The following is a 25,146-nucleotide window of genomic DNA, read 5'->3' as shown; positions in this document are numbered from 1 at the left end:
TCCGACGATGACGAAAATATGTCCAAACCGGGCCAAAAAGGTGGTCAGGCTTCAGGCGCACGGCAACCCAATGATCCTGATCGTATGAGCAGCGGTGGACAAGGAGGTGGTCGTGGTACCCAAGTCACCGATGACCGTAACAAGACTTCTGACATGGGAAGCAAGGATGAGCAAGGCGGCGGCGGAGGACGCCGATCCTGAGGAAGTGACTCCAATCAAGCCCCGATTTCTTCTCGGGGCTCGATTTGAGGTTGCCAGGTGTACTCATGTCAAACGCCGGCAGGGTGATGGATTGAACCGTCAAGGAATCTTCGTTGGGTGCGCAGGTTGGAGCGTTGGGGGTGAACACGCAGCATCATTTCCCAACCAGGGTACCCATTTGCAGCGCTACGCCTCGCATTTCAATTGCGTCGAAATCAATAGCTCATTCTATCGCCCGCATCGTCGACAGACTTACACGCGTTGGGCCGAATCTGTGCCTGAAGCATTTCGCTTTAGCGTGAAAGTGCCCAAGCGGATCACCCACCAATTGCGATTGACGAACTGTGAACGTCCGTTGGAAGAGTTTATCGGTCAATGCACCGGGCTGGGCGAGCACTTGGGGTGCCTGCTCGTTCAACTACCCCCTTCGATGGCCTTTGATGTAACGGTTGCCGAAGGCTTTTTCAGAATCCTGAAAGAGCAATACAGCGGGCCGGTGATAGTGGAACCCCGGCACGAATCGTGGGCTGATGCCACGTCCTTGCTGATGACTCGGCAGGTGTCGCAGGCGGCAGTCGATCCGTCCCGATTGAGCACCGACGCGTCACCAGGCGGTGCACTGGGTGTGCAGTATTGGCGGCTGCATGGTTCCCCACGCATTTACTACAGCGCTTATGGCCGGTCATTCCTGGAAGGGTTCGCCAGTCAACTGCAAGCGGCGGCCGCTGAAGGTGCGACGGTGTGGTGCATTTTTGATAACACTGCCAGCGGCGCGGCATTGCGCAATGCGTTGGATCTGTCGGCCTTGCTTACTCAAAAGGCAGACCGGGTAGTGAGCCCTCCACCAGGGAGAATGAGCCATGAGCCGCTTGGCAATCGTTGAAAACCTGCTGAACGATTTTGCCGCCCGACCCGTGATTTCGGTTCCGCACAACGCGCCGCACCAGGTGATGCTGGACCTCATTCGCAGCGGATACACAACGCTGCCCTTGCCCGGGCAAGGCCGCACGCTTGATCGACCGAGTCGGCATCGGTGAATGCCCTTTGGATGTCGACCGGCGCGGGCAGTCTTTGGTTGCAACGACTGCATGGAAACATGCCTGTAGCAACGACAGGCGCCGTTGACGAAATTCACGGAATGAACCGGTACTGCAAGGGTCAATGCCTAAGACTCTTGCGGACAATCGCCATGTCTATCGCCGCCGACACTGTTCAGTACCTGCGCAAACATTCACTGCTGCTGACAACAGCGGAATCCTGCACGGCAGGAAAAATCATCACGCTGCTTTCTGAGGTGGAGGGCAGTGGAGAGCTGATCGAGAGCGGATACGTTGTGTATTCGCCCGAGGCAAAGCAGCGGCTGCTGAGAGTCAGTCCCGACACCATCGAAACCTTCAATCTGACCAGTTGTGAAGTCGCACAAGAAATGGCGTTGGGTGCTTTACACGACAGCGCCGCCAATGTCGCCCTGGCGACGACCGGCATCCTGGGACCCGAGGATGTCGACGGCATACCTGCCGGCACCATCTGTTTTGCCTGGGCCTATCAGACCGGGTCGGGGCTGAGTGTATTCAGCCGCAAGCATCGATTCTTGGGGTCGCGCTGTCAGGTGCAGCGTTCAGCGGCAGATCATTCATTGCAGTTGCTCCCGCACTTTCATCAACGTGCGCTGGCCGGCGAGCGGGGACAGGCGCGCCATGACTGACAATGCTCGCAAGTCCGATCTCCAAAGCCGCGATTACCCCATTCGTGAGGATATGGTGTATCAGGTCAAAGTCTGGCGATTCGAACGATGGGGCTGGTATGGATTGATACTGGTGATGTTGCTGGCATTGGCGGGTCTTTTTTCGCGCGGGCCTTTGAGCGTTCGCGAGGTCCATGGCAACGACGCAAAGATCAGTGTCGAATATGAAAGGTTCAACCAGCAATGGCTCCTCCAACGCCATGAAAATCAGCGTCGTGGGCTTCCCGGATTCCACGGCAGAGTTGGAGCTGTTCGGCGATCTCATGGACGGTTTCAGTATCGAGACAATGCTGCCTGAACCCGTACGTGCCAGCAGTGTCGGGCAAGGTCTCAAGCTGTGGCTGCAAACCGATGCCCAAGGTCGGGCCAGTGTTTATCTGACGTTGCGTGGTGACGGGCTGGGATTGTTCGGCACGCGTATGCCGCACGCGCGCAGTTTGCGATCACCATCAGTTTTCATATCGTGCTGGCCGCACTCACTATCGGGCTGGCCAATTTTCTGATGGTGCTTGAGGGTCTCTGGCTGTGGCAGGGCCGAAAAATCTACCTGGATGTTTACCTTTACTGGCTCAAGGTGTTCGCCCTGTTGCGCCAGCCGCAGAACCCGCGAGCACGCCTGCAATTCTCCATGGCGCTATGGATGATAGTCGTGCTGTCACCTCTGCAAATCCTGCTGGGTGACCTGCAGGGTCAACACAGCCTCAAGTTTCAGCCACAAAAGGTGGCCGCCATCGAAGGTTCGTGGACGCGTCCGGCTGACGGTGAGGGGGAACCGCTGCGCCTGTTTGCCATTCCCGATATGGCCGAGCGACGCAATCACCGGGAAGTGGCGATTCCGCGCATCGGTTCTTTGTACCTGCGGCACGACATGAGCGGCACCATCGCCGCGCTGGATGAGTTCCCTGCCGAGGACATCCCGCCAGTGCCGGCGGTGTTTTTCGCATTTCGTTTCATGGTCGGTTTGGGTCTGTTGATGCTGGGGCAGGGGCTCACCAGTCTGGTGTTGCGATGGCGACAGCGATTGCACTCAACGCGGTGGATGCTGCGCAGCTGTGTGCTGATGGCCCGGCTGGATTGCTCGCGATGCTCGCCGCTGCACGTGGGGATCGTTGGGCGCGTCCAAGCCGCAGACGCGCCAGGTTGCCGGTCCATTGGCAGAGTTAACCGCGCAATTGGCGTTACTGCTTCGTACCCGGCAGAAGTTCAAAGTCCGGGGTGAACGGGGTCATGGCGGCCATCAGCCGGGCGAACGGTTTGCGATCGCCTTCAAAGGTCGCCTTGCCTTGCGCGACGAGCTGATCGAGGCTGGTCTGCTTCGCCATCACGCCTTCAAGCGCCGAGCGATCAAGGGTGAGGGTCAGATCGGCGTTTTTTGCCTGCTGGCCCTTGAGACTGGTCAGCGTTGAATTGCTCAGCTCCACCACGAATTGTTCACCATTGTCTGGCGTCTTGAGGTTCAGGATGAAGTGCAAGTCCGCAACCTTGCTGCCGTCCAGGGCGATGCCGAGGTATTCGAGCCACAACTCTGTGCTCATGGCGCGGATCGTGTCGGGGCCGCCGGTTTTTGGCGGCAGGCCTTTGGGCATGCCGTGGCGCAACTCATAGGCAGCCGCAAGGAAGCTATTGCGTACGCCGGCACTTTCCTTCTGATAGCCCACCTGCTCATAGACATCCGCCAGCAGGTCCTTGGCCTGGCTGTTTTGCGGCTCGGCATACACCAGCTTATTGAGAATTTCATAAGCCTCGCGGTATTTGCCCTGATCGAACAAGGCTTTGCCCTTGGCCATGATCTTTGCTGCGCCGCCCATCATTTCGACGTACAGCGGCGCCGAATCCTTCGGTGACAGCGGCATCAGCGTGGCCGGGTTGGCATCCCAATAACCCAGGTATCGGTTGATCACCGCGCGGCTGTTGTGTTCTTCCGAACCGTGATAGCTATGCGTCGCCCAGTTCTTCTTCAAGCTCTCGGGCAACTTGTAGACATTCTGGATCTCATTGATGGTGACGCCCTGGTTCGCCGCGTGCAGGACGGCGTTATTCAGATTGGCATAGGCATCGCGCTGCGCGCGCATCACTTCCTGGATCCGTTCATTGCCCCAGCGCGGCCAATTGTGCGCGGCGAGCATCACATCAGCCTGCTGGCCGTAGCGATACAGGGCGTTGTTGATGTGCTTTGACCACACCAGCGGATCACGAACCAAAGCACCGCGCAGAGTGTAGATGTTGTGGATGGTGCCGGTGATGTTCTCGGCAGCCCAGAACGCTTTGAATTGCGGGAACCAGGTATTCATTTCCGACGGTGCTTCGGTGCCAGGTGTGTTCTGGAACTCCATTTGTACCCCGTCGATTGTCAGGCTTTCGAAATCCTTTTCGATGTAGCGATTGGGTTCGATCAGGCCCATGTTGCCGGCGGCGGCGTTTTTTCCGATAGCCATGTCGACATGACCGTAGGGACTGCGCGGCAAAAGCAGGCCGTATTGAAAGAACGCGCGTCGGGTCATGGCATTGCCGGCGTAAACGTTTTCAGCGACCGCATGCTCCATGAAACCCACGGGGGCGATCAGCGCGACCTGGCCGCTGCGCACGTCCGCTTCCTCGATGACGCCACGGACACCGCCAAAGTGGTCTGCGTGGGAGTGAGAAATCACCACGGCCACTACCGGGCGCTTGCCCAGTTTTTCATTGATGAACTCCAGCGCCGCCCGGGCGGTTTCCTTTGAGGTCAGGGTGTCGAAAACTATCCAGCCGGTTTCGCCCTTGATGAACGTGATATTGGCCAGGTCAAAGCCGCGTATCTGATAGATCCTGTCCGGGACCACCTCGTACAGACCATAGGCCATGTTGAGCAAGGCTTGGCGCTGCAGCGACGGATTGACCGTGTCGAAGTCCTTGCCGTCCAGCAGGAAGTTGTAGCTGCCCATATTCCAGGCGACGTTCCCCGCTTCGGCCATGATCTTGTTGTAGGGCGGTGCTGCGATGAAGCCTTTTTTGGCTTCTTCAAAATCGCGCTTGTCTGCAAAAGGAAGCGTTTCGCGCACACCTTTCTGATATTCAATGGTGTACGTCGACGGCGATTTTCCTTTGTGATCGAAATGCTCGATCGCGGCCGGCACGGCAGTTGTCTGAGTAGCAAAAAGGGTAGGGCTGAAGCCCGTAGACAGTGCGATGGCCAGGGCGCAACTGAGGGTCTTGTTATTCATGAAGTGGTCCTTTGCCAGGAGTGTCGATGCCGTTGATGGCACGGGCTTGTTCTTGCTTGTCTTGACCCGCCCGGCAAGGAATAGCATATTCATTTGATTACGAAAAATTCCGTTTTATTCGATTTCGATAACATAAAGGTTATGGCATGACCCCGCGCCGCTTACGCCAGTTTCTGGCATTGATTGAACATGCCCATTTTGGTCATGCAGCCAAAGCGTTGGGCGTTTCGCAACCAGCGCTCAGTAAAAGTATTCAGCTGCTGGAGCAGGAGCTCGGCGTCACGCTGTTCGATCGACGCACCGACGGCGTGACCCTGACGGCGTTTGGTCAAGTGCTGCAGAGAAAGAGCCAGCGCTTATTGATGGCCGAAGAGGACCTTCGGCGGGACATTGCTCTGCTGGCGGTGGGCGACATCGGCACACTCAAGGTGGCATTGGGGCCGTACCCCAGTGTCATCAGCGGCTATCCAGCCATTGCCCGGTTACACGCCCGACATCCGCACCTGAATGTGACGGCCCATGTCGCCGGATGGCGAGAGGTTGCGCACCAGGTCGCCAGTGGCGTGGTGGATCTGGGGATCGCTGAAATCAGCGCCTTGCAAGGTGTTGAAGAATTCAATTGTGAGCTATTGGGTGAACATCAGGGGCGACTGTTTTGCCGGCCCGGCCATCCGCTGCTTTCGCAACGCTCTTTGAATCGAGCGCAAACACTCGATTATCCTTGGGTGGCGTCGCGTATTCCGTTCCGCCTGGCCGGCGTTTTACTGCCCGCGACATTAGGCCGCGCCGGCGCCTATGACACAGTGACTGGGGATTTCGTACCTGCGATCGAGATTGACGTCCCCATGCAGATTGTTCAATTCGTGGCGAACAGCAATGCATTGGCGGTGGGTACTTTGTCGGCCTTCGAGCGGGAGCTGCTGGCGGGTGAAATCGTACCGCTGCCGCTCCACGATCAGGCGTCGTACACCCGTTACGGTTTTATCTCTCTCAAAGAGCGTTCACTGCCTCCCGCCGTGGAGGCTTTCATGCGCGAAGTGCGGGTGGTGGAAGAGGACGTTGCCCGGCGCGAACATGAGCTGGCCGACTTGATGATGAAGTCGCGCAAAGGGGGGCCGGTTTCTGCAAGGAACCAGCCTCTCTGTCAGTGACGGTCCAGCCAGACGGTCTGCGCATTGCAGAATTCGCGCACACCAAAATGCGATAGCTCTCGACCAAACCCGCTTTTTTTCACACCCCCGAAAGTCACACGTGGATCGGTAGCGCAGTAACCGTTGATGAATACACCGCCGGTTTCCAGTCTACCGGCCATTTGCTGGGCGAGTTCAACGTTGCCAGTGTAAATGGTGGAAGCCAGGCCGAATTCGCTGTCATTGGCCAGTTCCAGCGCATGGGTCGCATCGCGTGCGGTGATGATCGATGCGACCGGGCCAAACAGTTCCTGTTTGAACGAAGTCATTTGATCGGTGACGTTCGCCAGGATCGTGGGCTCGTAGAAATTGCCGCAACCTTCAGCCATCTTCCCGCCCAACAACAGCGTCGCGCCTTCTTCCAGCGTGTTGCGCACCTGTTGATCGAGTTCATCTCGCAAATCAAAGCGCGCCATCGGCCCAATGTACGTTTCGGGGGACAGCGGATCGCCGACGCTCAGTTGGCGCGTGGCTTCGACGAATTTGCGCGTGAATTGCTCTACAACGCCTTGCTCGACGATCAGGCGTTTGGCGGCGGCGCAGACTTGCCCGGTGTTCTGATATCGGCCGATCACCGCGGCCTTCACAGCGGCGTCGAGGTCTGCATCATCAAGGACAATGAACGGGTCTGAACCGCCCAGTTCCAGCACGCATTTTTTCAGTGCGGCACCCGCCTGTGCACCGATGGCCATACCGGCCCTGACGCTACCGGTGAGGGTGACCGCGGCGATGCGTGGATCTGCGATCGCCTTTGAAACGCCGTCTGGCGTGACATTGATGACTTCGAATGCACCTTCGGGAAAGCCGGCTTGCTTGAAGGCTTCGAGAAGCAAATACGCGCACCCCATCACATTGGGGGCATGTTTGAGCACGTAAGTGTTACCGGCGATCAACGCTGGAATGGCACCGCGCAGCACCTGCCAGATCGGGAAGTTCCACGGCATCACCGCGAGAATCGGCCCCAGTGGACGATATTCTATGCGCGCTTTGCCACCCTCAACCAAGGTCGGCTCGGCCGTCAGCATGGCCGGTCCGTGTTCGGCGTACCACTCGCAGAGTTGCGCGCATTTCTCCATTTCACCGCGTGCCTGGGTGATCGGCTTGCCCATTTCCAGAGTGATCCTGTTCGCCGTGACTGCGGCGTTTTCACGCAAGGTCCTGGCCAGAGCGATCAACAGTTGCGAACGTTGCGCAATGGGCACATGGCGCCAGACGTGGAACCCGGCTGCAGCTCGCGACAGTAACGCTTGCAGTGCCGAATCGGACTCGAACGGGTAGGAGGCGATCTGCTCACCGTTGGCGGGATTGATCGAGATGGCATGGGTGAGGCTGGATACGTGGGTCATGACACCGTCCTGCGTGATAGGGAAATATTGCTCGAAGCCAAAGAGCCGGAGTTCAGGTCGCGCGCGCCAGGAGGGTTTGAGCACGACCAATGACCGGTGCATCGACCATTTGCCCATCGAGGACGAAGACACCTTCACCCGTACTCGCGGCATCCATAATGCGTTGCGCCCAATGCAGCTCCTCAAGACTGGGCTTCAGTGCTTGATGGATGATGGCTACCTGGCTCGGGTGAATGCACAGCGCACCGCCAAAACCCATGTCGCGAGCAAATTGAATGGCGCAGTGCAAACCGGCACTGTCCTGTATGGAAGGAAACACACCGTCCAGCGCAGGCGCGAGGCCGGCAACCCGGGTCGCCAGCAGAACCGCATAGCGGGCATGGCTGAGGATCTCTTCGGCAGCCCGGCTGCCAGTGGTCAGGTTCAGATCCAGGCCCAGATCGAGGCTGCCGAACGACAAGCGCTCGACCCCCTTTGCCTGGGCAACGTCGCGGATCTGCGCCAGGCCCCTGGCACTCTCGATGATGGGCCAGACCGGTTTACCGGTATCGGCGGCAGTGAGCACTTGCGCCGCGCTTTCGGTTTTGGGCAGCAGCACGCCGATCACTCCGGCATGCCGTCGGCACAGCGCCAGATCCGCAGCCTGTGCCCGGTGTTCCGGGGCGTTCACGCGCACCAGCACCCGGGCATCCGGATGTTCACCCAAGAAGTGGTTGAGGTTATCCCTGGCCTGTTCCTTGAGGTTTTCCTGCACGGCATCTTCCAGGTCGACAATCACCCGGTCCGCACCCGTGGCGATGGCTTTGGGGATACGCTCCGGACGAGTCGCCGGTACGAACAGCGCAGAGCGAACGATGGTTGAATTCATGGTGTTTCTCCCTCACTGAACCGGACTTCGCCAAGCTGTGCAATACCGTCCTGATTGCCCGCCCAGACCTGCGCCTTGCCGCTGTCGATCAATCGTCCGCCCACCTCGAAAGGTTGAGGCGAAATCAAGGGACGGACACCACGAAAGGTGAAGTGCTCCAGGCGCGCTTTCGGATGTGCCTTGGTAAAAGCTCGCAAGTTGAGGGTCGCGATCAATGGACCATGCACCACCAGCCCCGGATAACCTTCGGCCTCGGTGACGTAGGGCCAGTCGTAGTGAATTCGATGGCCATTGAAGGTGACCGCGGAGTAGCGAAACAGCAGGGTCGGGGAGGGCTCGACCCGCGCCTGCCATTGGCTTTGCGGCGGCGCTTCGGTGCTGTTCAATTTAGGCGGGGTGGGCTCTCGATAGACGATGTCCTGTTCGTCTTGCAGAACGCGCTGGCCGTCCTGGAAGTACTCATGGCGAACCGTGACAAACAGCAAGGAGCCAGAACGACCGTGCTTTTCTTCGACGTTGAGAATGGTGGAGACACAGGTCACGTCAGCTTCCACCTTCAACGGTTGGTAAAAATCGATTCGGCTGCCCGCCCACATGCGATTGCGATTGTGGGCAGGAGGCAGGAATCCCCCGAGCGCCGGGTGACCGTCCGGACCCAATTCGTCGGCAGTGACCGATTCCTGAAAAAACGCCCAGTGCCACAAAGGCGGCAGCGGTTCTCCGGGTTGTGGTGCCGGCTCGCCCAACGTCGCGGCAATGCGTTTGACCAGGGTGAAACTGATCCGGTCCTGGCGTTCCTGGCGGCGTCCAATCCAGGCTGAAAAATCGGAATTGCTCATAGTCATCGCTCCCGTCGGTCAGTGATCAGGCCAGGGCGGCCATTTCTGGAATCCACTCTGAAGTCATTGATGGGTGCCGTCAGATAGCGCCCGCAGCACGCATTGCTTCGATGCGCCCTGCGGACAATCCCAGTTCTCTGAGTACCTGATCGGTGTGTTGGCCAAGGCCTGGCACGGCGTCCATTCGCGGCTCGAAAGCGCTGTTGCTGCCCGGTGGTATGAGGCTTGGCACGGTTCCGGTAGACGTCTCGACTTCCCGCCAGCGGTTACGAGCCTTGAGTTGCGGATGATTCCACACCCCTTGCATGTCGTTGACCCGGGCGTTGGCAATTTGCGCGTGATCCAATCGATCGATCACCGCATCGAAGTCCAGGGCAGCGAAGGACTCGACGATCAAGTCCCGCAGTGCATGACGGTTTTCGACGCGTTTGAAATTGGCAGAAAATCGCTCGTCCCTGGCCAGCTCAGGGGTCAACAGCACGTGCTCGCAGAACAGCTGCCATTCGCGTTCGTTCTGTAGGCCGAGCATCACGGTAGTGCCGTCGCCGATGGGGAAGGGGCCGTAAGGGTAAATCGTGGCATGGGCGGCGCCGGCACGAGGGGGGGGCGGCGCGCCCTCGTAGGCGTAGTACATCGGATAGTTCATCCACTCGACCAGGCTTTCGAGCATCGAAACATCGATGTGGCTGCCTTCGCCGGTGCGCCCGCGCAACAGCAGCGCGGACAGGATGCCGGTGTAGGCGTACATGCCGGCGGCTATGTCAGCGATCGAGCACCCGGCCTTGGCCATTTCTGATTCGCCCGAGCCACCGGTCACCGAGAGAAAACCGCCTTCGCTCTGAATCAACAGATCGTAGGCTTTCTTTTTTTCATAGGGACCGCCCATACCGTAGCCTGAAATGTCGCACACGATCAGCTGTGGAAAGCGCTGATGCAGCGCGTCGAACGACAGGCCCATCCGTGCAGCCGCACCGGGTGCCAGGTTTTGCACAAGCACATCGGCAGTGGCCAACAGACTGTCCAGGACGTCGGTGGCGGGCGCCTGTTTCAAGTCGAGGGTCAGGCTTTCTTTCGAACGATTGGTCCAGACGAAATGCGAGGCCAGGCCGTTGACGCGTTGATCGTAGCCTCGGGCAAAATCGCCGACACCCGGGCGTTCGACTTTGATCACCCGGGCGCCGAGATCGGCCAGCTGCCGAGTACAGAACGGGGCGGCGATGGCGTGCTCAAGACTGATCACGGTGATGCCGTCCAGGGGACGAATGTCATTGGGCTGGCTCATGATTGTGATCTCTTTTGTCATGGCTTCCCGGTGCGTCGACCGAAGCCGCCGCACCGGACTTTGCAGTGAACACTCAGAAGGAACGCGGCAGCTCGAGCAGGTGTTCGGCGACGTACGACAGGATCAGGTTGGTGGAGATGGGCGCCACCTGATACAGCCGGGTTTCGCGGAATTTGCGCTCAACGTCGTACTCACAGGCAAAACCAAATCCACCGTGTGTTTGCAAGCAGGCATTGGCCGCTTCCCAGGACGCTTTCGCCGCCAGGTACTTGGCCATGTTGGCGCTGGCGCCGGCGTTGATGCCGCTGTCGTACTCTTCGCAGGCACGCCAGCGCATCAGGTCAGCCGCTTCGATCTCGATGTGCGCTTCGGCAATCGGAAACTGCACACCCTGGTTCTGCCCGATGGGGCGGCCGAACACCACGCGATCACGGGCATAGGCGGCGGACTTTTCGATGAACCAGCGACCATCACCGATGCATTCGGCGGCGATCAGCGTGCGCTCGGCATTCAGGCCATCGAGGATGTAGCGAAAGCCTTTGCCTTCCTCGCCAATCAAGCTGTCCGCCGGAATTTCCAGGTTGTCGAAGAACAGCTCATTGGTCTCGTGATTGACCATGTTGGCGATCGGTTGCACGGTCAGGCCGTTGCCGATGGCTTCACGCAGATCCACCAGGAAAATCGACATGCCTTCGGATTTTTTCGTCACCTCGGCCAGTGGCGTGGTGCGAGCCAGCAGGATCATCAGGTCGGAATGCTGGATGCGCGAGATCCACACCTTTTGGCCGTTGATCACGTATTTGTCGCCGCGCTTGATGGCGGTGGTCTTGATCTTGGTGGTGTCGGTGCCGGTGGTGGGCTCGGTCACGCCCATCGATTGCAGGCGCAACTCACCGCTGGCCAGTTTCGGCAGGTAATAGCTTTTCTGCGCCTCGCTACCGTTACGCAACAGGGTGAACATGTTGTACATCTGCCCGTGCACGGTGCCTGAGTTTCCGCCGCAACGGTTGACCTCTTCGAGGATCACCGAGGCTTCAGCCAGCCCCAGGCCGGAGCCACCGTATTCGGTGGGGATCATCGCCGCCAGCCAGCCAGCGTCGGTCAGGGCTTTGACAAAGGTTTCCGGGAAGCCTTTTTCTTCGTCGATCCTGCGCCAGTAGGTGGCATCGAATTCAGCGCACAGGGCGCGTACGCCCTCGCGGATGGCATTGAGTTCTTCAGAATGGCGGTCAGTCATTATTATTTTCCTCGACGTGTCACGCACGGCATCGCCCTGCGTGACGACGTCCGGCCAGGGGTGATCAGATCGGGTTGAAACCCAATGCGGCGCGAAAGCGATTCTTGATGCAGTGGCCGTCACGTGGCGGCAGCACCCGTGGCGGGTTCTCGGCCTTGATCTTGATCGTCGCCAGCTTCACGCCGTCGCGAGTGGCGAAGCGCTCGCGCAGGTTGTGTACGCCGTCCATGTCACGGATTTCATCGGTCCAGCTGAAACCACAGGTCTTGGCGACCTGGTCCAGAGCAATGCCGAAGCCCGCGTGGCTGACTTGCATGCCGGTTTCACCGAAATGACCGTTATCGAGCACGGCTATGGTCAGGTTGGCGGGTTTTTGCAGTGCCACCGTGGCCAGCGCACCCAACCCCATCAGCAACTCGCCGTCACCCGTGACGACCACGACCGACTTGTCCGGTTGAGCATTGGCCAGGCCCAAACCAACAGTGATGGCACTGCCCATGGCGGCCCAGAGGTAGTAGTTCAAGTCATTGTCACCGGCGGCCATGACGTCATAGGACGCCGAGCCCAGCCCGGTCACGACCAGCACATCCTTGCGGTCGGCCAGCAAGGTCTTGACCACTTCACGGCGGCACAAGCTGTGGTTTGCGCTTACTTGACCCATTTCTTTTCTCCAATCAGGCGCTGACCGAGCAGCAGGGCAGTGGATGAGTCACCGTTGAACGCCATCGTGGCGGCACCGTGCAGCAGCGGCGCGACGTCTTCAGGGACGTCCGCGCGCCAGGTCATGACCTTCATCAGATTCAGCGAGGCTTCGGTGGCCTGGCCCATCGGGTTTTGCCAGGCGTTGAACTCGGCCCAATCACCGCGCATGGTGACCACCATCAACAGCGGAAAACCGGCACAGACTTGCAAGGCGAGGGTATTGATGCAGTTACCGACCCCGCTGGATTGCATCAACAGGGCGCCGCGTTCACCGCCCAACCAGGCACCTGCCAGGTAGCCGATGCCTTCTTCTTCGGTGGTGAGGACGACGGCCTTGATGTCGGGGTCGGCATACGACATGCGAATCGCTGCCGAATGGCCGGCATCCGGTACGAAGACCACGTGTTTGACGTTGTGGGCCTTGAGCACGCGGAACACGTCCTCTTGCCAATCCTGTCCCACGGGTTGTCCAGCTTCTGTTGACATGCCCATCTCCCAAGCAGTGCTGCTTTTGTGTTTTGACACATTCTGGGAGTGCTGGAGGTTTACGACGACTACCGTTTTTGTCTTTGAGATATGCCCATTTTGTATGGCTTGGCCGAGGTTTCGCCGGCAAACGGTCGGCTTCGATAGCCACGTTGTATGGGAACGGGCGGCTCAATTCAGATTGCAGCCGCCACCGGGGCGAGAGAAAAAAAGTTCAAAGACAAATGAGAATACGTATCAAAAACTAAGCGTGCGGTATACCATGCGGCACAAATTTCTGGCAGTTATGCCTCCCCATTTGGCTTATTCGTAAAGGTTTTACCCATGCGTCGAACTCTGCTTTCAATCTGTGTCGTGCAGGCTTTTTCCCCATTGTCATGGGCTGAACAAGCACCTGCGCACACGCAGAGTCTGGAGTTGCAAGCCACCGACATCGTCGGTACGTCGGAATATGAAACGGCTCAGGGACCCGTGAAGGGCTACCGGGCAACTCGCTCTGCCAGCGCCACGCGAACCGACACCTCGATTCATGAAACGCCGCAGTCCATCAGCGTAGTGACCAGGGATGTGGTCGAGGACATTGCCGCCACTCGCCTTCAGGACGCGCTCGACTATGCGGGTGGGGTAGGACGGGCCAACAACTTCGGCGGGCAGGGACTGACCACCTTCACGGTGCGTGGATTTACCACCGGCGAGTTTTACCGCAATGGTTTTCCGATCAATCGCGGTTATCCGAACATGCCCGACGCAAACACCATCGAGCGGCTGGAAGTGCTGCGCGGCCCCGCGACGACACTGTATGGCCGGGGTGATCCTGGTGGCACGTTCAATGTCGTCTCCAAGCAGCCGCTGACGCAGCGCACGGTCACGGTGGGCAGTCAGTTCAATGACCAGGGCATGAAACGCGGCACGCTGGATGCCTCCGGCCCGCTCGACGAAGAGGGGCGTCTGGCGTATCGCTTGAACGTGGTGGGCGAGGGTGGCGATATCTTTCGCGATCATGTTGAAACCGAACGCTACGGCGTGACGCCGGTTTTGTCCTGGCAAGTCACTGATGACACCAAAGTGATCTTCGAAGGTGATTTCATGCGTAATAATCACCCGCTGGATCGGGGTGTGACGCGCTATCCGAATCAGATTGGCACTGCGTCGCGTGACACGTTCTTCGGTGAAAAAGACGTCGGCAAATTGCACAACGACAACAACATGGCCCAGCTGCGGTTCGAACACTTCCTGAACGACAACTGGACACTGGGCGGTGGTTTCCAGTGGCTGGATGGCACCTTGCAGGGCAATGCCGTTGAAGCCAATGGCGTCGCTGCCGACGGGCGCACCCTGGGCCGCAACTTCAACTATCGCAAACTGGAGTGGACGGACAAGGACACGCAACTGAACCTCACCGGGCATTTCTCCACCGGTGGCTTCGATCACACCTTGTTGACGGGTATCGAATACGAGGATTACGACTACAACTCCATCATCCAGCGCTCCAGTGGTGCGGTCAGTGCCTACCCGATCGATATTTTCGACCCGGTGTATGGCCAGCCTCGTCCGGCGTTGACCCGCACGCCGACCCACGACAAGGAAAACCTCAAGACCTACGCGGCCTTCGTCCAGGATCAGGTGGCGTTGACCGAACGCTTGAAAGTCTTGGCGGGCGCCCGTTTCGAGCGATTCGAGCATGACTATGAAACCTTTGTGCCGGGTGGCAGAAGCTGGGAAGCGAGCGACAATGCGGTGACGCCGCGTCTCGGCGTGCTGTATGACCTGACCGATACCGTGGCGGTGTATGCCGATACCGCGCGCTCATTCAAACCCAATTCCGGGGCCAGCCGTCAGGGTGGCGGCTTTGATCCGGAAAAGGGCAAGTCCTATGAGATGGGTATCAAGTGGGAGGCACTGGATCGGCAGTTGAGTGTTGACGCAGCGATCTACCAGATTGAAAAGCGCAACGTCCTGACCACCGACCCCGTGGATTCCACGTTCAGCGTGGCGGCTGGCGAGGTCCGCAGCCGTGGCTTTGATCTGAACGTGGCAGGCAACGTCACCCCAGAGTGGCGGGTGATTGGCGGCTATGCCTATGTCGACGCCGAGGTCACCCAGGACAACGTCATCCAGTCGGGCACCCGGCTGATGAACATTCCGAAAAACAGTTTCAGCCTGCTCAACGTTTACGAATTCCAGGACGGCCATCTGAAAGGGCTGGGGTTGGGCGTGGGGGGTAAATACGTCGATGAGCGAGCGGGCCAGACTGCCAACACGGCGTTTTCCATGGGCAGTTATACCGTCGTCGATCTGCTGGGCTTCTACAAGGTCAATGACAAGCTCAGGCTCAATCTCGATGTGAAGAACGTGTTCGATCGTGACTACGAGGAGGGAGCCTTCGGTAATGTCTATGCCTACCCGGGTGCGCCGAGAACTGTCCAGGTCGGGTTTTCCTATACCCTGTAATAGCAAAAGGGCCCATGAATCATCATGGGCCCTTTGCGTTCAGCTATTGATACTCAACCAATCAGACTCTTGCAGCCTGCGCCCCGGCACATCCCTTCAAGCCGGTGCGCTCTTCCACCTCGCCGGAGCCACTGATGTAGCCATACCGTGACAGGTTCGGCATGAGAATCGCGGCGATGAAGGTCACAGTCACGACCGCTGCGACGTAAAAGAAAAAATACTCCTCGATGCCCTGTGACCGTAGTGACAATGCCACGTATTCAGCAGTGCCGCCGAAAGCCGCATTGCCCACGGCATACGGAAATCCCACACCCAATGCACGTACCGCTGGCGGGAACAGTTCAGCTTTGACGATACCGGCAATCGGTGTGTAGAGCGACGCAATCGCAAGGCCGCCGAACACCAGCAGGAACGCCATGAACGGATTGCTGACCGACTGCAGTGAATAGAGCAGGGGGATCACCAGCAACATGGCCAACCCGGAGAACATCAGCATGTGTGCCTTGATCCCGATACGGTCGGCGAGCAAGCCGAAGAGCGGCTGGCAGAACATGAAACCGACCAGTGCCGCGGTCATGATGAAACTCACCGTTTCCGGGCTGATCCCTGCCGAGATCACCAGGAATTTCTGCATGTACGTGGTGAAGGTATAGAAGTACAGCGACCCGCCGATGGTGAACGCCACCACCAGGGCGACGGCACGTTTGTGCTTGAACATGCCGCGCAAGGAGCCGGCATCTTTGCGGTTCATGTCTTTCTTGTTGGCGGTTTCATGCATGGCACGACGCAGATACACCACCACAATCGAACTCAGGGCGCCGATGAAGAAAGGAATCCTCCAGCCCCATTCGCGCAACTCATCGCCCGTCAGGGTTTGCTGAAGAATGACCACGGTCATCAAGGCCAGCAACTGACCGGCAATGATGGTGAAGTATTGGAACGACCCATAAAAGCAGCGGCGGCCGGGTGTCGCGATTTCACTGATGTAGGTGGCACCGGTGCCGTACTCCGCACCGACAGACAGCCCTTGAATCAATCGGGCGATCACGAGCATCACGGGTGCAGCGACGCCGATCGTCTCGTAAGTCGGCATGACCGCGATCAGCAGTGAACCGGCGCACATCATGAACACCGAGATAATCATCGAGACCTTGCGACCGCGAGTATCGGCAATCCAGCCGAAAATCCAGCCACCGAGGGGACGCATGAAAAAGCCCACGGCGAAAACGCCGGCGGTGGCGAGCAGTTGGCTGGTGGTGTCGCCCTTGGGGAAAAACGAAGCGGCGAAATAGATGGCGGTGTAGGCGTAAATGAAGAAGTCATACCATTCCACCAGGTTGCCCGAACAGGCACCCATGATGGCTTTGACGCGATTGGGGCTTTTCGCCGCAGGGTCTTCGGCGATGTGGTCGTTGGGGTCTGTGAGGGATCTGGACATGGTGTTCACCCTTTATTCAAGGCGAGGCGATACGAAGAGCACATCTGGGTGCTGCGACGTTGCTGGCTCGATGGGTTGATGTGCTTAACGCAGGAATGTGAACCCGTCGATGACCTGGTCATCCGAGGTGAGGGCGCTGGGAGGGTGCGCTTGAGACGTCGACACTTTGAGGTCTGAAAAAATCGGACAAGCCGGGTAGAGAGACGCATTGCAGAACATGGCGCAAGCCCTCGTATCTTATTCTTGTAGTGAGTCGTTCGCTCTGGGCGACGACGTTGATTGCAAGCTACCGCAGACTGCCGAGGGTAATAAGCCGTGGGTCAGCCTAACTGATATACCAAAATTTTATAGCTCGCCCCGCCACTCCGGCCCGCTCGGGGTTGCCACGCGCTCATAAGGCCTCGGACCGCATGACCCGTGGCTTGCAGCTGAGTCTTGAGTGCGCAAATGCGTTTACACTCACTTTACCCTTCGACGCATATCGCGCCGAGCCCGACTCTGACTGGCCTGGTAATGGATGTCGTTCAACTCAAGACCCTGATTCACGTTGCCGAACTGGGCAGTCTCAGCAAGGCCTCCGATCGGTTGCACATTGCGCAACCAGCCCTCAGTCGACAGATCCGATTGCTGGAGAAAGAGCTCGGCACCTATCTGTTTGACCGACACGGTCGGGGCATGGAAATCACCGATGCCGGTCGAGAGGTACTGGCGCACGCCACCCGAATCATGGAAGAAATGGAGTCCATTCGAAGCTCCGTGGTGGGGGGGAAGTCTTCTTTTCGCGGGACAGTCGTTATCGGCACCACACCGACGGTGGCGGAAATTGTCACGGTCCCATTGGTGCGCAAAATCAAGGAAGCGCATCCCAATCTCGCCATCCGGTTCTCTTCGGCTTTCAGCGGGTATCTGCTGGACTGGGTTCAGCGCGGTGAGCTGGAACTGGCCATTTCCTACGACCCGCAACCCCTGCACACCCTGCGAATTCTGCCGGTGATGATGGAAAACCTGCTGCTGGTCGGTCCCGCCAGTGCCAACCTGCGCATCGATACGCCAGTGTCCTTCGAGTCCTTGGCCGAGCAGCCACTCGTACTGCCCAGCGCGCGCCACAGCCTTCGTGCGATCCTGGACGACTGTGCCCGGGAAGTCGGGATCAAGCTCAAGACCAGTGTTGAAGCGGACTCTTTCGGGGCGATGATCGATCTGGTTCGCAACGGCTTCGGCTTGACCGCGCTGCCCCTGGCGTCGATCTATGCGCAAGTCGAATCCGGCGTGCTATCGGCAGCCCCTTTGGTCGATCCGGTTCCCATGCGCAAACTGGTCCAGGTGTTTCCCGCCGACAGGCGGGTCAGCCCCGCGGCGAAATTCGTCGGTGAGGCATTCATCGAGATCGCGGCCGATCTGGTCAGTCGCAAGATCTGGGCCGGGCACATGCTCTGAGAACCTTGTGCATGCGCCCTGTCGTGCTGGTCCTGATCCTGTCGCTGTTCGGCTGCGCTACCGCGCCCGACCCGCCGAGGGGCGAGGACGGCGATTGGCGGTCTTTCTATGTCGTGAATCATGGCCTGCATACCGGGTTGGTGATTGCGCGCCCTGATCTGCTTCAGGTACTTCCCGCACTGGCCGAAGCGTTCGGCGATGGTGACTTCGTTGAACTCGGCTGGGGTGACGAGGATTTCTACCGAGCCCCACAGGCCACCTTGGGCCTCGCCCTGCGGGCTTTGTTCGGCTCGACGGGCACCGTGCTGCATGGGGTCAGGATTGACGGCGACCCCAAACGGCGTTTCGCCGCAAGCGAGGTCATCGAGGTGCGGGTGAGGGAGGACGGTTACCGGCGACTGCTCGCGTTCGTGGCCGGGACCTTCACCCACTCGGCGACTGGCACCCTGGCGGCTCTCGGGCCTGGCCTGTATGGAGAGAGCCGGTTCTATCAGGCCGAGGGTAGCTATTCGCTGTCCTATACCTGCAATACCTGGGTCGCACAAGCGCTGGCCGCGAGCAGTTGCGCCATGTCGCCTGCAACGGTGATTACGGCGGGGAGTGTCATGTCGCAGTTACGCCGGGCGACAGCGGGTGGTGCGACCTGCATGGCCAACCGGTAGCCTGCGTTGAAGTTTCTCAGACAGCAGTGATCGTCGTACGCATTATTTTATTTGGGTTCCGGGCACGAACAATTTGCTGGGGTCATCGACCTCCTTCAGGTCGACCAGGGCTCGGCAAACGCAATGCGAGAATTGTTTCTGCAACGTATCGGGGTCTTTCCAGGCTATTTGCGATGCCTGCAAATGTTGTCCCTCGGGGGATTTGTAACAGACACAATTGTCCAGACGGGTGATGCCGTCATTTGTGCTCTGACACGCCGTGGTCAGCAAACAGATCGCGATGAGCGTGACGATGCGTTTCATGGGCTCCCCTCCGAGTCTGATGTGAAGGGCGATAGAGGCAAAATGCAATCTGCTCGATAAGCCCGACAATAGAAGGAAGCTTAGCTGTCATTTTCCAGCGCTCAATAATTCGGCGATGCTCGCTAAAGACCCAGCTTGCGCTTGAGTTCGGCCTCGCTCCAAAGGCCGCTGAGCGGGCCGCCCGGCAGACCTTCATGGGCTCGCGCCAACGGGAACAGCACCGGCACGAAACCGGCGTCGCGCACCAGGCGGGTGCCCATTTCCCGGGCATGGGCATCGTCAGCGAAAACCGGAATTGCCTTGTTTTGGCCGGACTGGTCTTTCATGGCGGCGTAGCCTACGGCGTTGAAAGCCCGCGCCAGGTGCACCCCGGGCAGATACTGCTGGTCTGCCAGGGCGACGCCTGTCTCCAGTGCCTTGCGCCCGACGTCACCGTCGCGGCCGCTGAACGGGTTGCTGGTGCTGAACAGTACCTTGCCGTCGAGCTTGCCTTTGAGCTGTTCGGACAGCACCGGCATTGCGCCGTAGGGAACGCTCAACACGATCACATCACCCCATGTCGCGGCGTCGCTTACCGAGCCCGCCCGCGCGTTGGGACCGGCGGCGTTGACCAGACCTGTCAGCGCCTCGGGGTGGCGAGAGGAAAACATCACGGCGTGCCCGGCTTTTGCCCATAGGGTGCCCAGCGTACCGCCGACTTTGCCGGCGCCGATCACGCTGATCTTGAGGGTTTGCGCCATGGCCTGGCTGGTGCACAACACCATGGTGGCAAAGATCAAAAAGAGGATTCTGGACATACGCTGCGCTCCTGTGTGGGAAGGCGATCCTGTATCCACCGTAGTAGAGGCTGCGGATAAACGAAAGGTGCGCAGGGTGCCGCTCATGCCAAACGCCCGGTGGAGGCCAGGCATTTGGTTTTCAGAGGTTCGCCCGAGGGTGTCAGTTGACGACAAAGCCCGCCCCGACCGGGTCATTGCGCTCGATCACCCAGCGCGAAGTGCCCAGGATGCTGGCCGTGCCCTTGACGGTCGGCCGCACTGCGCGGGTGCCGTTGAGGTCGACTTCGCCCAGCAGGCAGCCTTCGAAGGTGCCGCTGCCCAACAGGCCTTCGGACAGAATGGGCTGGTTCAGGCCCAGTTTTCCCCGGGCTTCGAACATGGCCATCATCGCGCTGGTGCCTGTGCCACCGGGGGAGCGGTCGAGCTGGCCGGCGCTGAAGACGTGGACATTTTTGTAGAACGCGCCTTCGATGGTCGCCGGGTGCCAGAAGGTGATGAAGTTGAGGTCGTTGATATGGGCCTCGGTGGGGTGCTGAATCTTCAACTGCTTGTTGATCTGGTCACGGGCCAGCAGGCCAAGGCGCGACAGTTCGCTGCCGTTGTCGGGGCTGATGCGCAAGTCACAATGGGTCAGGTCGACGATGCCGAAGTAGTTGCCGCCCCAGACCAGATCCGCCTTGAGGTCGCCATAGCCCGGCAGATGGATCGGGATGTCCTGGGCGGCAACGTAGGCCGGCACGTTTTCGAAACGGGTCCAGAGCACAGTGTCACCTTCCGACGCCACCTCGGCCACGACCAGGCCGGCGGTGGTTTCAAAGCGGATTCTGGTGATGCCGTTTTCACCGCGCGGCACAAGGCCCAGGGCGACCATGGCCATGCTCACGGCGATGGTACCGTGGCCGCACATGTGCGAGTACACGCTGCCATCCATGTAGATCAACCCGGCGTCGAACTCACCGCTTGAAGGCGGAGTGAGGAAAACCCCGAACATGTCCTTGTGTCCGCGCGGTTCCTGCATCAGCGCCTTGCGCAGCCAGTCGTAGTTCTGCTCGAGAAAGGCACGCTTGGCCAGGATGCTGGAGCCGGCGGGGTAGGGAATGCCGCTGTGGACGATGCACAGTGGTTCGCCTTCGGTATGGGTGTAGATGACATCGAACGTGTCTTGCATGCGCATGACGGAACTCCTGGCTTACGGGATGTATGAGAGAGGGTTATTTGCGTTCTGACAAAAGGTCGAGACCGATGCACAGGTCCAGAATGATCACGGCGACAACGACGACGATGATGGTGGCCCCGGAGGCGGCGGCAATGGTCGGGTCGACGGTGTACTGCACGTAGTTGAAGAGCTTGACCGGTATGGTGTTGAGGTCCGGCGTGGTGTTGAAGATCGACAGCTCCACGTTGATCCATGACGAGATGAAGGCAAAGATCGACCCGGTCACCAGTCCCGGCCGGATCTGGGGCAGCACCACCAGGAAGAACGTGGCCCAGGGTGTGCCACCCAAATCGCTCGACGCTTCTTCCAGGGCGCGTTGCTCGGGCGTCAGCATCGACAGTACCGAACGCAGGACGAAAGGCGAGATGATGATGGTGTGGCCGATCAGCAACGCCAGGAAGCTGCGGGTCAACCCGAAGTAGCCGCCGAACTGCAAGAGCGCCGCGCCGAGCACGATGTGCGGAAACACCAGTGGCGAAGTCAGGGCGGCGAGGATCGTGCCTTTGCCGGGGAAGTCGTAGCGGGCCATCGCCAGGGCCGCCGGCACGCTGAGCAGCACCGCGACACAGGTAGCGACCAGGGCCAGTATGGTGCTGGTGGCAAAGGACGCGACATAGCTTGGGTCGCTGAGCATTTTGGCGTACCAGTCCAGCGTCCAGCCTTGGGGCGGGAAGGCCAGGAATGAGGTGGCGGTCACGGAGACGCCGAGAATGACGATCAGGGGCAGCAGCAGGTAGCCCAGCACGGCCCAGGCCACCAGCCTGACCAACAGTTGAGTGATCATGGGTTGTTCCCCCGGATATTCCCGACACGCCCGGCAAGCCCGACCATTACCAGGGTAAAGATCAGCAGCACGACGCTCAGCGCCCCGCCATAGTTGAAGTCGAAGACCGAACTGTATTGCTGGAAGATCAGCATCGAGAGCACGGAAATCCGTCCTCCGGAGAGCAGCGCCGGGGTGACGTAGGCGCTTGCCGCCAGTGTGAACACCATGATCGAGCCGGAAATGATGCCGGGCATGGTCAGTGGCAGCACCACATGGAAAAACGTGGCGCGGGGGCTGGCACCCAGGTCACCGGACGCCTGTTCGCAGGCCGGGTCGACTTGGGCCAGGGCATTGCCGGCCGCGAGCACAATGAACGGCAGCAGGATGTACACCATGCCGATCAGGATCCCGAGTTCGGTGCCCAGGAAACGTACCGGCGTATCGATCAGGCCGGTCTCCAGCAGGCTCTGGTTGACCAGGCCCTTGCGCCCCAGCAGAACCATCCAGCCGAACGAGCGGACGATGTTGCTGGTGAACATCGGCACGACTAACAGGATGACGCAGGCTCGGCGCCAGGCACGCCATTTCACGACGCGCACCAGATACCAGGCCAGCGGATAACCGAGTAACAACGAGGTCAGGGTGGTCAGCGCGGCGATACGGAACGTCACCAGAATCACATCCCAGTGGTACTGGTCGCCCAGCACCCGGATGTAGTGATCCAGGGTGAAGGTCTGATCCGCGCTCTGGGTCAGGCTGGCGAAGATCACAACCGCAAAAGGCGCAAGAAAGAACGCCGTGAAAAACGCCAGGGCGGCCAAGAGCATCAACCACGGAGCGAGCGCCGTGCGTTTCATACCGGCTCTCCGATCAGGTGCAGATGCTCGGGATGGAAGCCCAGGCGCACGGCGCTGCCGGCGATCAGGTCGGCCCGAGGCAAGCCCATGGTGCGCGCCACGATGGGCTGCCCGTCGATCACGGAGTGGACCAGGGTGTGGCTGCCGACGCTGACGACATCGGTCACAGTGCCGTGGATTTCATGGCAACCGAAAACTTGTGGAGCTGATGCATCAAGCACCTGCACATGCTCGGGGCGCAGCACGGCCACTCCGCGCGGCAGCAGGTTTTTTTCAATGCGTGAGATCGGTTCATGCCGGATCGCCAGGCGAATCTCGCCGCTATCGCTGGCCTGATAGCTGATCAGGTTGGCCTCGCCGATGAAGTCCGCGACAAAACGCGAAGCGGGTTTACTGTAAATCTCGCTGCTGGTCCCGACCTGTTCGATGCGTCCGGCATTCATCACCACGATGCGGTCGGCGATGGTCATCGCCTCTTCCTGATCGTGGGTGACGAAAATGAACGCAATGCCCAGTTTGGCCTGCAGATGCTTGAGCTCAAGCTGCATGCGCTTGCGCAGTTTCATGTCCAGCGCCGAGAGCGGCTCGTCGAGCAGCAGCAGTTTCGGTTGGTTGACGATGGCGCGAGCCAGCGCCACGCGCTGCTGCTGTCCACCGGACATGCCGCGCGGATAACGGTCTTCCAGGTCTTGGAGGCCGACCATCGCCAATGCCTCTCGGGCCTTGAGCCGTGCTTCGGTACGATTGACACCCTGGCGCCGCGGTCCGTAGGCGACGTTTTCCAGGACGGTCATGTGCGGAAACAGCGCGTAGTTCTGGAACACGGTATTGAGTGGCCGACGGTAAGGCGGCAAACGACTCACATCCTGGCCGTCGATGGCGATGCTGCCGGAATCGGGTTGCATGAAACCGGCGATCGAACGCAACAAGGTGGTCTTGCCACAACCGCTGGGGCCGAGCAGGACGATGAACTCGCCTTGCTCGATGTCCAGGTGAATGTTGTCCAGCGCCTGGAACGGCCCGAAGTTTTTACAGACGCTGTCGATGCTCAACAAAACTGACATTGCAGACCTCTTGAGCTAGTTGGCGGTGACTTTGCGGTTCCAGTCGTTGGTAACGCTGGCGCGTTGCGCGTTGATCTGGCTCCAGTCGAACAGCCGCAGACTATCGATCGAACCGCCCACACCCCATGGCAGCTTGCGGGCGACGTCTTGCGCCACCTCGACACCCTTGACCGCCGGACCCAGGTACAGCTTGCCGGCCAGGCAGGATGCGGCTTCCCTGGTCAGCGCGGTGTTGATGAACTGCTCGCCGGCCTTGCTGTTTTTCGCGCCCTTGATCAGGTGCAGGCGTGCGTCGGTAGCCCAGGCGCCTTCCTTGGGAATGGTGAAACCTATGGGGGCGCCCTTGTCGATCAGGTCCCAGGCACCCACATTGAAATGCGCGCCGATGATGGCTTCGCCGCTCTGGAAGGCATTGGTGGCGGCACCCGAGCTGTCGAAGAACAGTGCGGTGTCCAGCGCGCCCAGCTTGGTGTAGACCTGCTCCAGGTTGGCGCGGTCGATACCCCAGACGTCCGCCATGAAAAACACGAACGGCACTCCGGAAGAGTTGGCGGGCGAGGGCAGGGCGATGGCGCCGGCATAATCAGGCTTCCATAGATCTTTCCAGCTGGCGGGCGCCTCTTTGATTTCCTTGGTGTTGTACGTCAGGCCAAGGGAGTAGAAGCCGCTGCTGACGGCGAAGGTATGGCCATCTTTGGTGTATACGGCTTTTTCCTGCACGTTCTTGAGGTTCGTAATGGCCGCGGGATCAAGATCGGCGACGACGCCGGCGGCATAGGCCATTTCACTGATGCCACCGTCCATCCAGGCCACATCAATGGTCGGGCTGGACTTCTGTTGCTGGAGTTTGGCCAGGGTGGTGGTCGAGGTGCCGACCTCCGGTGCAACGGCGATGCCGGTCGCTTGCGTGAAAGGTTCTGCAACACATTTGAGGAAGGCCTCCCCCCAGTTACCGCCATACAACGCAACGGTCAGCTTTTGCTGTTCAGCCAGGGCGGCCTGTGAGGATATGCAGCCGGTAACTAAAAGAGCGACGGTGATTTGCTTACCTGTCTTCAGTTTCATCGTGTGTCCTCTG

General features: G+C 59.4%; 25 protein-coding genes. 9 read left to right on the top strand and 16 right to left on the bottom strand.

The window, feature by feature from the left end; translation table 11 throughout:
• Positions 1-166 precede the first annotated feature (166 nt).
• From AC07ZE_RS17730 to AC07ZE_RS17710, 5 genes are all read left to right on the top strand, one after another.
• Positions 167-1,084 carry a DUF72 domain-containing protein gene (locus AC07ZE_RS17730; RefSeq protein ID WP_207265982.1) on the top strand — a complete coding sequence of 306 codons (918 nt, stop codon included), beginning with the start codon at positions 167-169 and terminating at the stop codon, positions 1,082-1,084.
• Positions 1,062-1,238 carry a hypothetical protein gene (locus AC07ZE_RS17725; RefSeq protein WP_207265981.1) on the top strand — a complete coding sequence of 59 codons (177 nt, stop codon included), beginning with the start codon at positions 1,062-1,064 and terminating at the stop codon, positions 1,236-1,238. The genes AC07ZE_RS17730 and AC07ZE_RS17725 overlap by 23 nt, the downstream gene beginning before the upstream one ends.
• Before the next feature lie 152 nt (positions 1,239-1,390).
• Positions 1,391-1,906 (top strand): CinA family protein, encoded by a 516-nt coding sequence (locus AC07ZE_RS17720; RefSeq protein ID WP_207265980.1) that lies wholly within the window; start codon positions 1,391-1,393, stop codon positions 1,904-1,906.
• 203 nt (positions 1,907-2,109) lie between these two features.
• Positions 2,110-2,448 carry a hypothetical protein gene (locus AC07ZE_RS17715; protein ID WP_259331967.1) on the top strand — a complete coding sequence of 113 codons (339 nt, stop codon included), beginning with the start codon at positions 2,110-2,112 and terminating at the stop codon, positions 2,446-2,448.
• Positions 2,409-3,164: a cytochrome ubiquinol oxidase subunit I gene (locus AC07ZE_RS17710; protein ID WP_310650378.1), complete on the top strand. Its 756-nt coding sequence runs from the start codon at positions 2,409-2,411 to the stop codon at positions 3,162-3,164. Before AC07ZE_RS17715 ends, AC07ZE_RS17710 begins: the two co-directional genes overlap by 40 nt.
• On the opposite strand, the gene AC07ZE_RS17705 is transcribed toward AC07ZE_RS17710, so the two are convergent.
• A complete protein-coding gene (locus AC07ZE_RS17705) occupies positions 3,124-5,145 on the bottom strand; it encodes an alkyl/aryl-sulfatase (protein WP_207265979.1) in 2,022 nt (673 codons plus the stop codon). The two genes, AC07ZE_RS17710 and AC07ZE_RS17705, sit on opposite strands and share 41 nt — an antisense overlap.
• 146 nt (positions 5,146-5,291) lie before the next feature.
• On the opposite strand from AC07ZE_RS17705, the gene AC07ZE_RS17700 reads away from it, so the two are divergent.
• Complete coding sequence (locus AC07ZE_RS17700; protein ID WP_207265978.1) at positions 5,292-6,296, top strand: LysR family transcriptional regulator; 1,005 nt, start codon at positions 5,292-5,294, stop codon at positions 6,294-6,296.
• Here the strand turns inward: AC07ZE_RS17700 and AC07ZE_RS17695 are convergent.
• The 7 genes from AC07ZE_RS17695 to AC07ZE_RS17665 all read right to left on the bottom strand — a co-directional run bounded on the left by AC07ZE_RS17695 (position 6,290) and on the right by AC07ZE_RS17665 (position 13,095).
• The gene (locus AC07ZE_RS17695) at positions 6,290-7,681 is read right to left on the bottom strand and encodes an aldehyde dehydrogenase family protein (RefSeq protein WP_207265977.1); all 1,392 of its coding nucleotides are present in this window, start codon (positions 7,679-7,681) and stop codon (positions 6,290-6,292) included. The two genes, AC07ZE_RS17700 and AC07ZE_RS17695, sit on opposite strands and share 7 nt — an antisense overlap.
• A 52-nt stretch (positions 7,682-7,733) precedes the next feature.
• On the bottom strand, positions 7,734-8,549 hold the full coding sequence (locus tag AC07ZE_RS17690; RefSeq protein WP_207265976.1) for an HpcH/HpaI aldolase/citrate lyase family protein: 816 nt from the start codon (positions 8,547-8,549) through the stop codon (positions 7,734-7,736).
• Positions 8,546-9,388 (bottom strand): HTD2 family dehydratase, encoded by an 843-nt coding sequence (locus AC07ZE_RS17685; RefSeq protein WP_207265975.1) that lies wholly within the window; start codon positions 9,386-9,388, stop codon positions 8,546-8,548. Before AC07ZE_RS17685 ends, AC07ZE_RS17690 begins: the two co-directional genes overlap by 4 nt.
• A 79-nt stretch (positions 9,389-9,467) precedes the next feature.
• Positions 9,468-10,670 carry a CaiB/BaiF CoA transferase family protein gene (locus AC07ZE_RS17680; RefSeq protein WP_207265974.1) on the bottom strand — a complete coding sequence of 401 codons (1,203 nt, stop codon included), beginning with the start codon at positions 10,668-10,670 and terminating at the stop codon, positions 9,468-9,470.
• A gap of 73 nt (positions 10,671-10,743) precedes the next feature.
• Positions 10,744-11,907, bottom strand: coding sequence for an acyl-CoA dehydrogenase family protein (locus AC07ZE_RS17675; RefSeq protein WP_207265973.1), 1,164 nt, complete (start codon positions 11,905-11,907; stop codon positions 10,744-10,746).
• Between the two features lie 64 nt (positions 11,908-11,971).
• On the bottom strand, positions 11,972-12,568 hold the full coding sequence (locus AC07ZE_RS17670; protein WP_207265972.1) for a thiamine pyrophosphate-dependent enzyme: 597 nt from the start codon (positions 12,566-12,568) through the stop codon (positions 11,972-11,974).
• Positions 12,556-13,095 carry a thiamine pyrophosphate-binding protein gene (locus AC07ZE_RS17665; protein ID WP_207265971.1) on the bottom strand — a complete coding sequence of 180 codons (540 nt, stop codon included), beginning with the start codon at positions 13,093-13,095 and terminating at the stop codon, positions 12,556-12,558. Before AC07ZE_RS17665 ends, AC07ZE_RS17670 begins: the two co-directional genes overlap by 13 nt.
• Before the next feature lie 324 nt (positions 13,096-13,419).
• On the opposite strand from AC07ZE_RS17665, the gene AC07ZE_RS17660 reads away from it, so the two are divergent.
• A complete protein-coding gene (locus tag AC07ZE_RS17660; protein WP_207265970.1) occupies positions 13,420-15,546 on the top strand; it encodes a TonB-dependent siderophore receptor in 2,127 nt (708 codons plus the stop codon).
• A gap of 61 nt (positions 15,547-15,607) precedes the next feature.
• On the opposite strand, the gene AC07ZE_RS17655 is transcribed toward AC07ZE_RS17660, so the two are convergent.
• A complete protein-coding gene (locus AC07ZE_RS17655; protein WP_207265969.1) occupies positions 15,608-16,984 on the bottom strand; it encodes an MFS family transporter in 1,377 nt (458 codons plus the stop codon).
• A gap of 513 nt (positions 16,985-17,497) precedes the next feature.
• Here AC07ZE_RS17655 and AC07ZE_RS17650 point away from each other — a divergent pair.
• Both AC07ZE_RS17650 and AC07ZE_RS17645 read left to right on the top strand, forming a co-directional pair.
• On the top strand, positions 17,498-18,421 hold the full coding sequence (locus AC07ZE_RS17650; RefSeq protein ID WP_207267843.1) for a LysR family transcriptional regulator: 924 nt from the start codon (positions 17,498-17,500) through the stop codon (positions 18,419-18,421).
• 11 nt (positions 18,422-18,432) lie between these two features.
• Complete coding sequence (locus AC07ZE_RS17645; protein ID WP_207265968.1) at positions 18,433-19,083, top strand: DUF2459 domain-containing protein; 651 nt, start codon at positions 18,433-18,435, stop codon at positions 19,081-19,083.
• 42 nt (positions 19,084-19,125) lie between these two features.
• On the opposite strand, the gene AC07ZE_RS17640 is transcribed toward AC07ZE_RS17645, so the two are convergent.
• The 7 genes from AC07ZE_RS17640 to AC07ZE_RS17610 all read right to left on the bottom strand — a co-directional run bounded on the left by AC07ZE_RS17640 (position 19,126) and on the right by AC07ZE_RS17610 (position 25,133).
• Positions 19,126-19,386 (bottom strand): hypothetical protein, encoded by a 261-nt coding sequence (locus AC07ZE_RS17640; protein ID WP_207265967.1) that lies wholly within the window; start codon positions 19,384-19,386, stop codon positions 19,126-19,128.
• Positions 19,387-19,508: 122 nt separating this feature from the next.
• The gene (locus AC07ZE_RS17635; RefSeq protein ID WP_207265966.1) at positions 19,509-20,183 is read right to left on the bottom strand and encodes an NADPH-dependent F420 reductase; all 675 of its coding nucleotides are present in this window, start codon (positions 20,181-20,183) and stop codon (positions 19,509-19,511) included.
• Positions 20,184-20,325: 142 nt separating this feature from the next.
• Positions 20,326-21,339, bottom strand: a complete 1,014-nt coding sequence (locus tag AC07ZE_RS17630) for a proline racemase family protein (RefSeq protein ID WP_207265965.1) — start codon at positions 21,337-21,339, stop codon at positions 20,326-20,328.
• Between the two features lie 37 nt (positions 21,340-21,376).
• On the bottom strand, positions 21,377-22,165 hold the full coding sequence (locus AC07ZE_RS17625; RefSeq protein ID WP_207265964.1) for an ABC transporter permease: 789 nt from the start codon (positions 22,163-22,165) through the stop codon (positions 21,377-21,379).
• Positions 22,162-23,004, bottom strand: a complete 843-nt coding sequence (locus tag AC07ZE_RS17620; protein WP_207265963.1) for an ABC transporter permease — start codon at positions 23,002-23,004, stop codon at positions 22,162-22,164. The genes AC07ZE_RS17625 and AC07ZE_RS17620 overlap by 4 nt, the downstream gene beginning before the upstream one ends.
• Positions 23,001-24,068 (bottom strand): ABC transporter ATP-binding protein, encoded by a 1,068-nt coding sequence (locus tag AC07ZE_RS17615; RefSeq protein ID WP_207265962.1) that lies wholly within the window; start codon positions 24,066-24,068, stop codon positions 23,001-23,003. The genes AC07ZE_RS17620 and AC07ZE_RS17615 overlap by 4 nt, the downstream gene beginning before the upstream one ends.
• Before the next feature lie 15 nt (positions 24,069-24,083).
• Positions 24,084-25,133, bottom strand: a complete 1,050-nt coding sequence (locus AC07ZE_RS17610; protein WP_207265961.1) for an ABC transporter substrate-binding protein — start codon at positions 25,131-25,133, stop codon at positions 24,084-24,086.
• Positions 25,134-25,146 lie beyond the last annotated feature (13 nt).

This window comes from Pseudomonas sp. GW101-3H06, from assembly GCF_059424605.1.
This window is presented reverse-complemented; position numbering and strand designations above follow the sequence as displayed.

What these genes read in the sequence shown, in the direction of transcription:
- AC07ZE_RS17730 (WP_207265982.1), top strand. Translation starts at nt 167, where the DNA reads ATGAGCAAGGCGGCGGCGGAGGACGCCGATCCTGAGGAAGTGACTCCA.
- AC07ZE_RS17725 (WP_207265981.1), top strand. Translation starts at nt 1,062, where the DNA reads ATGAGCCGCTTGGCAATCGTTGAAAACCTGCTGAACGATTTTGCCGCC.
- AC07ZE_RS17720 (WP_207265980.1), top strand. Translation starts at nt 1,391, where the DNA reads ATGTCTATCGCCGCCGACACTGTTCAGTACCTGCGCAAACATTCACTG.
- AC07ZE_RS17715 (WP_259331967.1), top strand. Translation starts at nt 2,110, where the DNA reads ATGAAAGGTTCAACCAGCAATGGCTCCTCCAACGCCATGAAAATCAGC.
- AC07ZE_RS17705 (WP_207265979.1), bottom strand. Translation starts at nt 5,145, where the DNA reads ATGAATAACAAGACCCTCAGTTGCGCCCTGGCCATCGCACTGTCTACG.
- AC07ZE_RS17700 (WP_207265978.1), top strand. Translation starts at nt 5,292, where the DNA reads ATGACCCCGCGCCGCTTACGCCAGTTTCTGGCATTGATTGAACATGCC.
- AC07ZE_RS17695 (WP_207265977.1), bottom strand. Translation starts at nt 7,681, where the DNA reads ATGACCCACGTATCCAGCCTCACCCATGCCATCTCGATCAATCCCGCC.
- AC07ZE_RS17690 (WP_207265976.1), bottom strand. Translation starts at nt 8,549, where the DNA reads ATGAATTCAACCATCGTTCGCTCTGCGCTGTTCGTACCGGCGACTCGT.
- AC07ZE_RS17685 (WP_207265975.1), bottom strand. Translation starts at nt 9,388, where the DNA reads ATGAGCAATTCCGATTTTTCAGCCTGGATTGGACGCCGCCAGGAACGC.
- AC07ZE_RS17680 (WP_207265974.1), bottom strand. Translation starts at nt 10,670, where the DNA reads ATGAGCCAGCCCAATGACATTCGTCCCCTGGACGGCATCACCGTGATC.
- AC07ZE_RS17675 (WP_207265973.1), bottom strand. Translation starts at nt 11,907, where the DNA reads ATGACTGACCGCCATTCTGAAGAACTCAATGCCATCCGCGAGGGCGTA.
- AC07ZE_RS17670 (WP_207265972.1), bottom strand. Translation starts at nt 12,568, where the DNA reads ATGGGTCAAGTAAGCGCAAACCACAGCTTGTGCCGCCGTGAAGTGGTC.
- AC07ZE_RS17665 (WP_207265971.1), bottom strand. Translation starts at nt 13,095, where the DNA reads ATGTCAACAGAAGCTGGACAACCCGTGGGACAGGATTGGCAAGAGGAC.
- AC07ZE_RS17660 (WP_207265970.1), top strand. Translation starts at nt 13,420, where the DNA reads ATGCGTCGAACTCTGCTTTCAATCTGTGTCGTGCAGGCTTTTTCCCCA.
- AC07ZE_RS17655 (WP_207265969.1), bottom strand. Translation starts at nt 16,984, where the DNA reads ATGTCCAGATCCCTCACAGACCCCAACGACCACATCGCCGAAGACCCT.
- AC07ZE_RS17650 (WP_207267843.1), top strand. Translation starts at nt 17,498, where the DNA reads ATGGATGTCGTTCAACTCAAGACCCTGATTCACGTTGCCGAACTGGGC.
- AC07ZE_RS17645 (WP_207265968.1), top strand. Translation starts at nt 18,433, where the DNA reads ATGCGCCCTGTCGTGCTGGTCCTGATCCTGTCGCTGTTCGGCTGCGCT.
- AC07ZE_RS17640 (WP_207265967.1), bottom strand. Translation starts at nt 19,386, where the DNA reads ATGAAACGCATCGTCACGCTCATCGCGATCTGTTTGCTGACCACGGCG.
- AC07ZE_RS17635 (WP_207265966.1), bottom strand. Translation starts at nt 20,183, where the DNA reads ATGTCCAGAATCCTCTTTTTGATCTTTGCCACCATGGTGTTGTGCACC.
- AC07ZE_RS17630 (WP_207265965.1), bottom strand. Translation starts at nt 21,339, where the DNA reads ATGCGCATGCAAGACACGTTCGATGTCATCTACACCCATACCGAAGGC.
- AC07ZE_RS17625 (WP_207265964.1), bottom strand. Translation starts at nt 22,165, where the DNA reads ATGATCACTCAACTGTTGGTCAGGCTGGTGGCCTGGGCCGTGCTGGGC.
- AC07ZE_RS17620 (WP_207265963.1), bottom strand. Translation starts at nt 23,004, where the DNA reads ATGAAACGCACGGCGCTCGCTCCGTGGTTGATGCTCTTGGCCGCCCTG.
- AC07ZE_RS17615 (WP_207265962.1), bottom strand. Translation starts at nt 24,068, where the DNA reads ATGTCAGTTTTGTTGAGCATCGACAGCGTCTGTAAAAACTTCGGGCCG.
- AC07ZE_RS17610 (WP_207265961.1), bottom strand. Translation starts at nt 25,133, where the DNA reads ATGAAACTGAAGACAGGTAAGCAAATCACCGTCGCTCTTTTAGTTACC.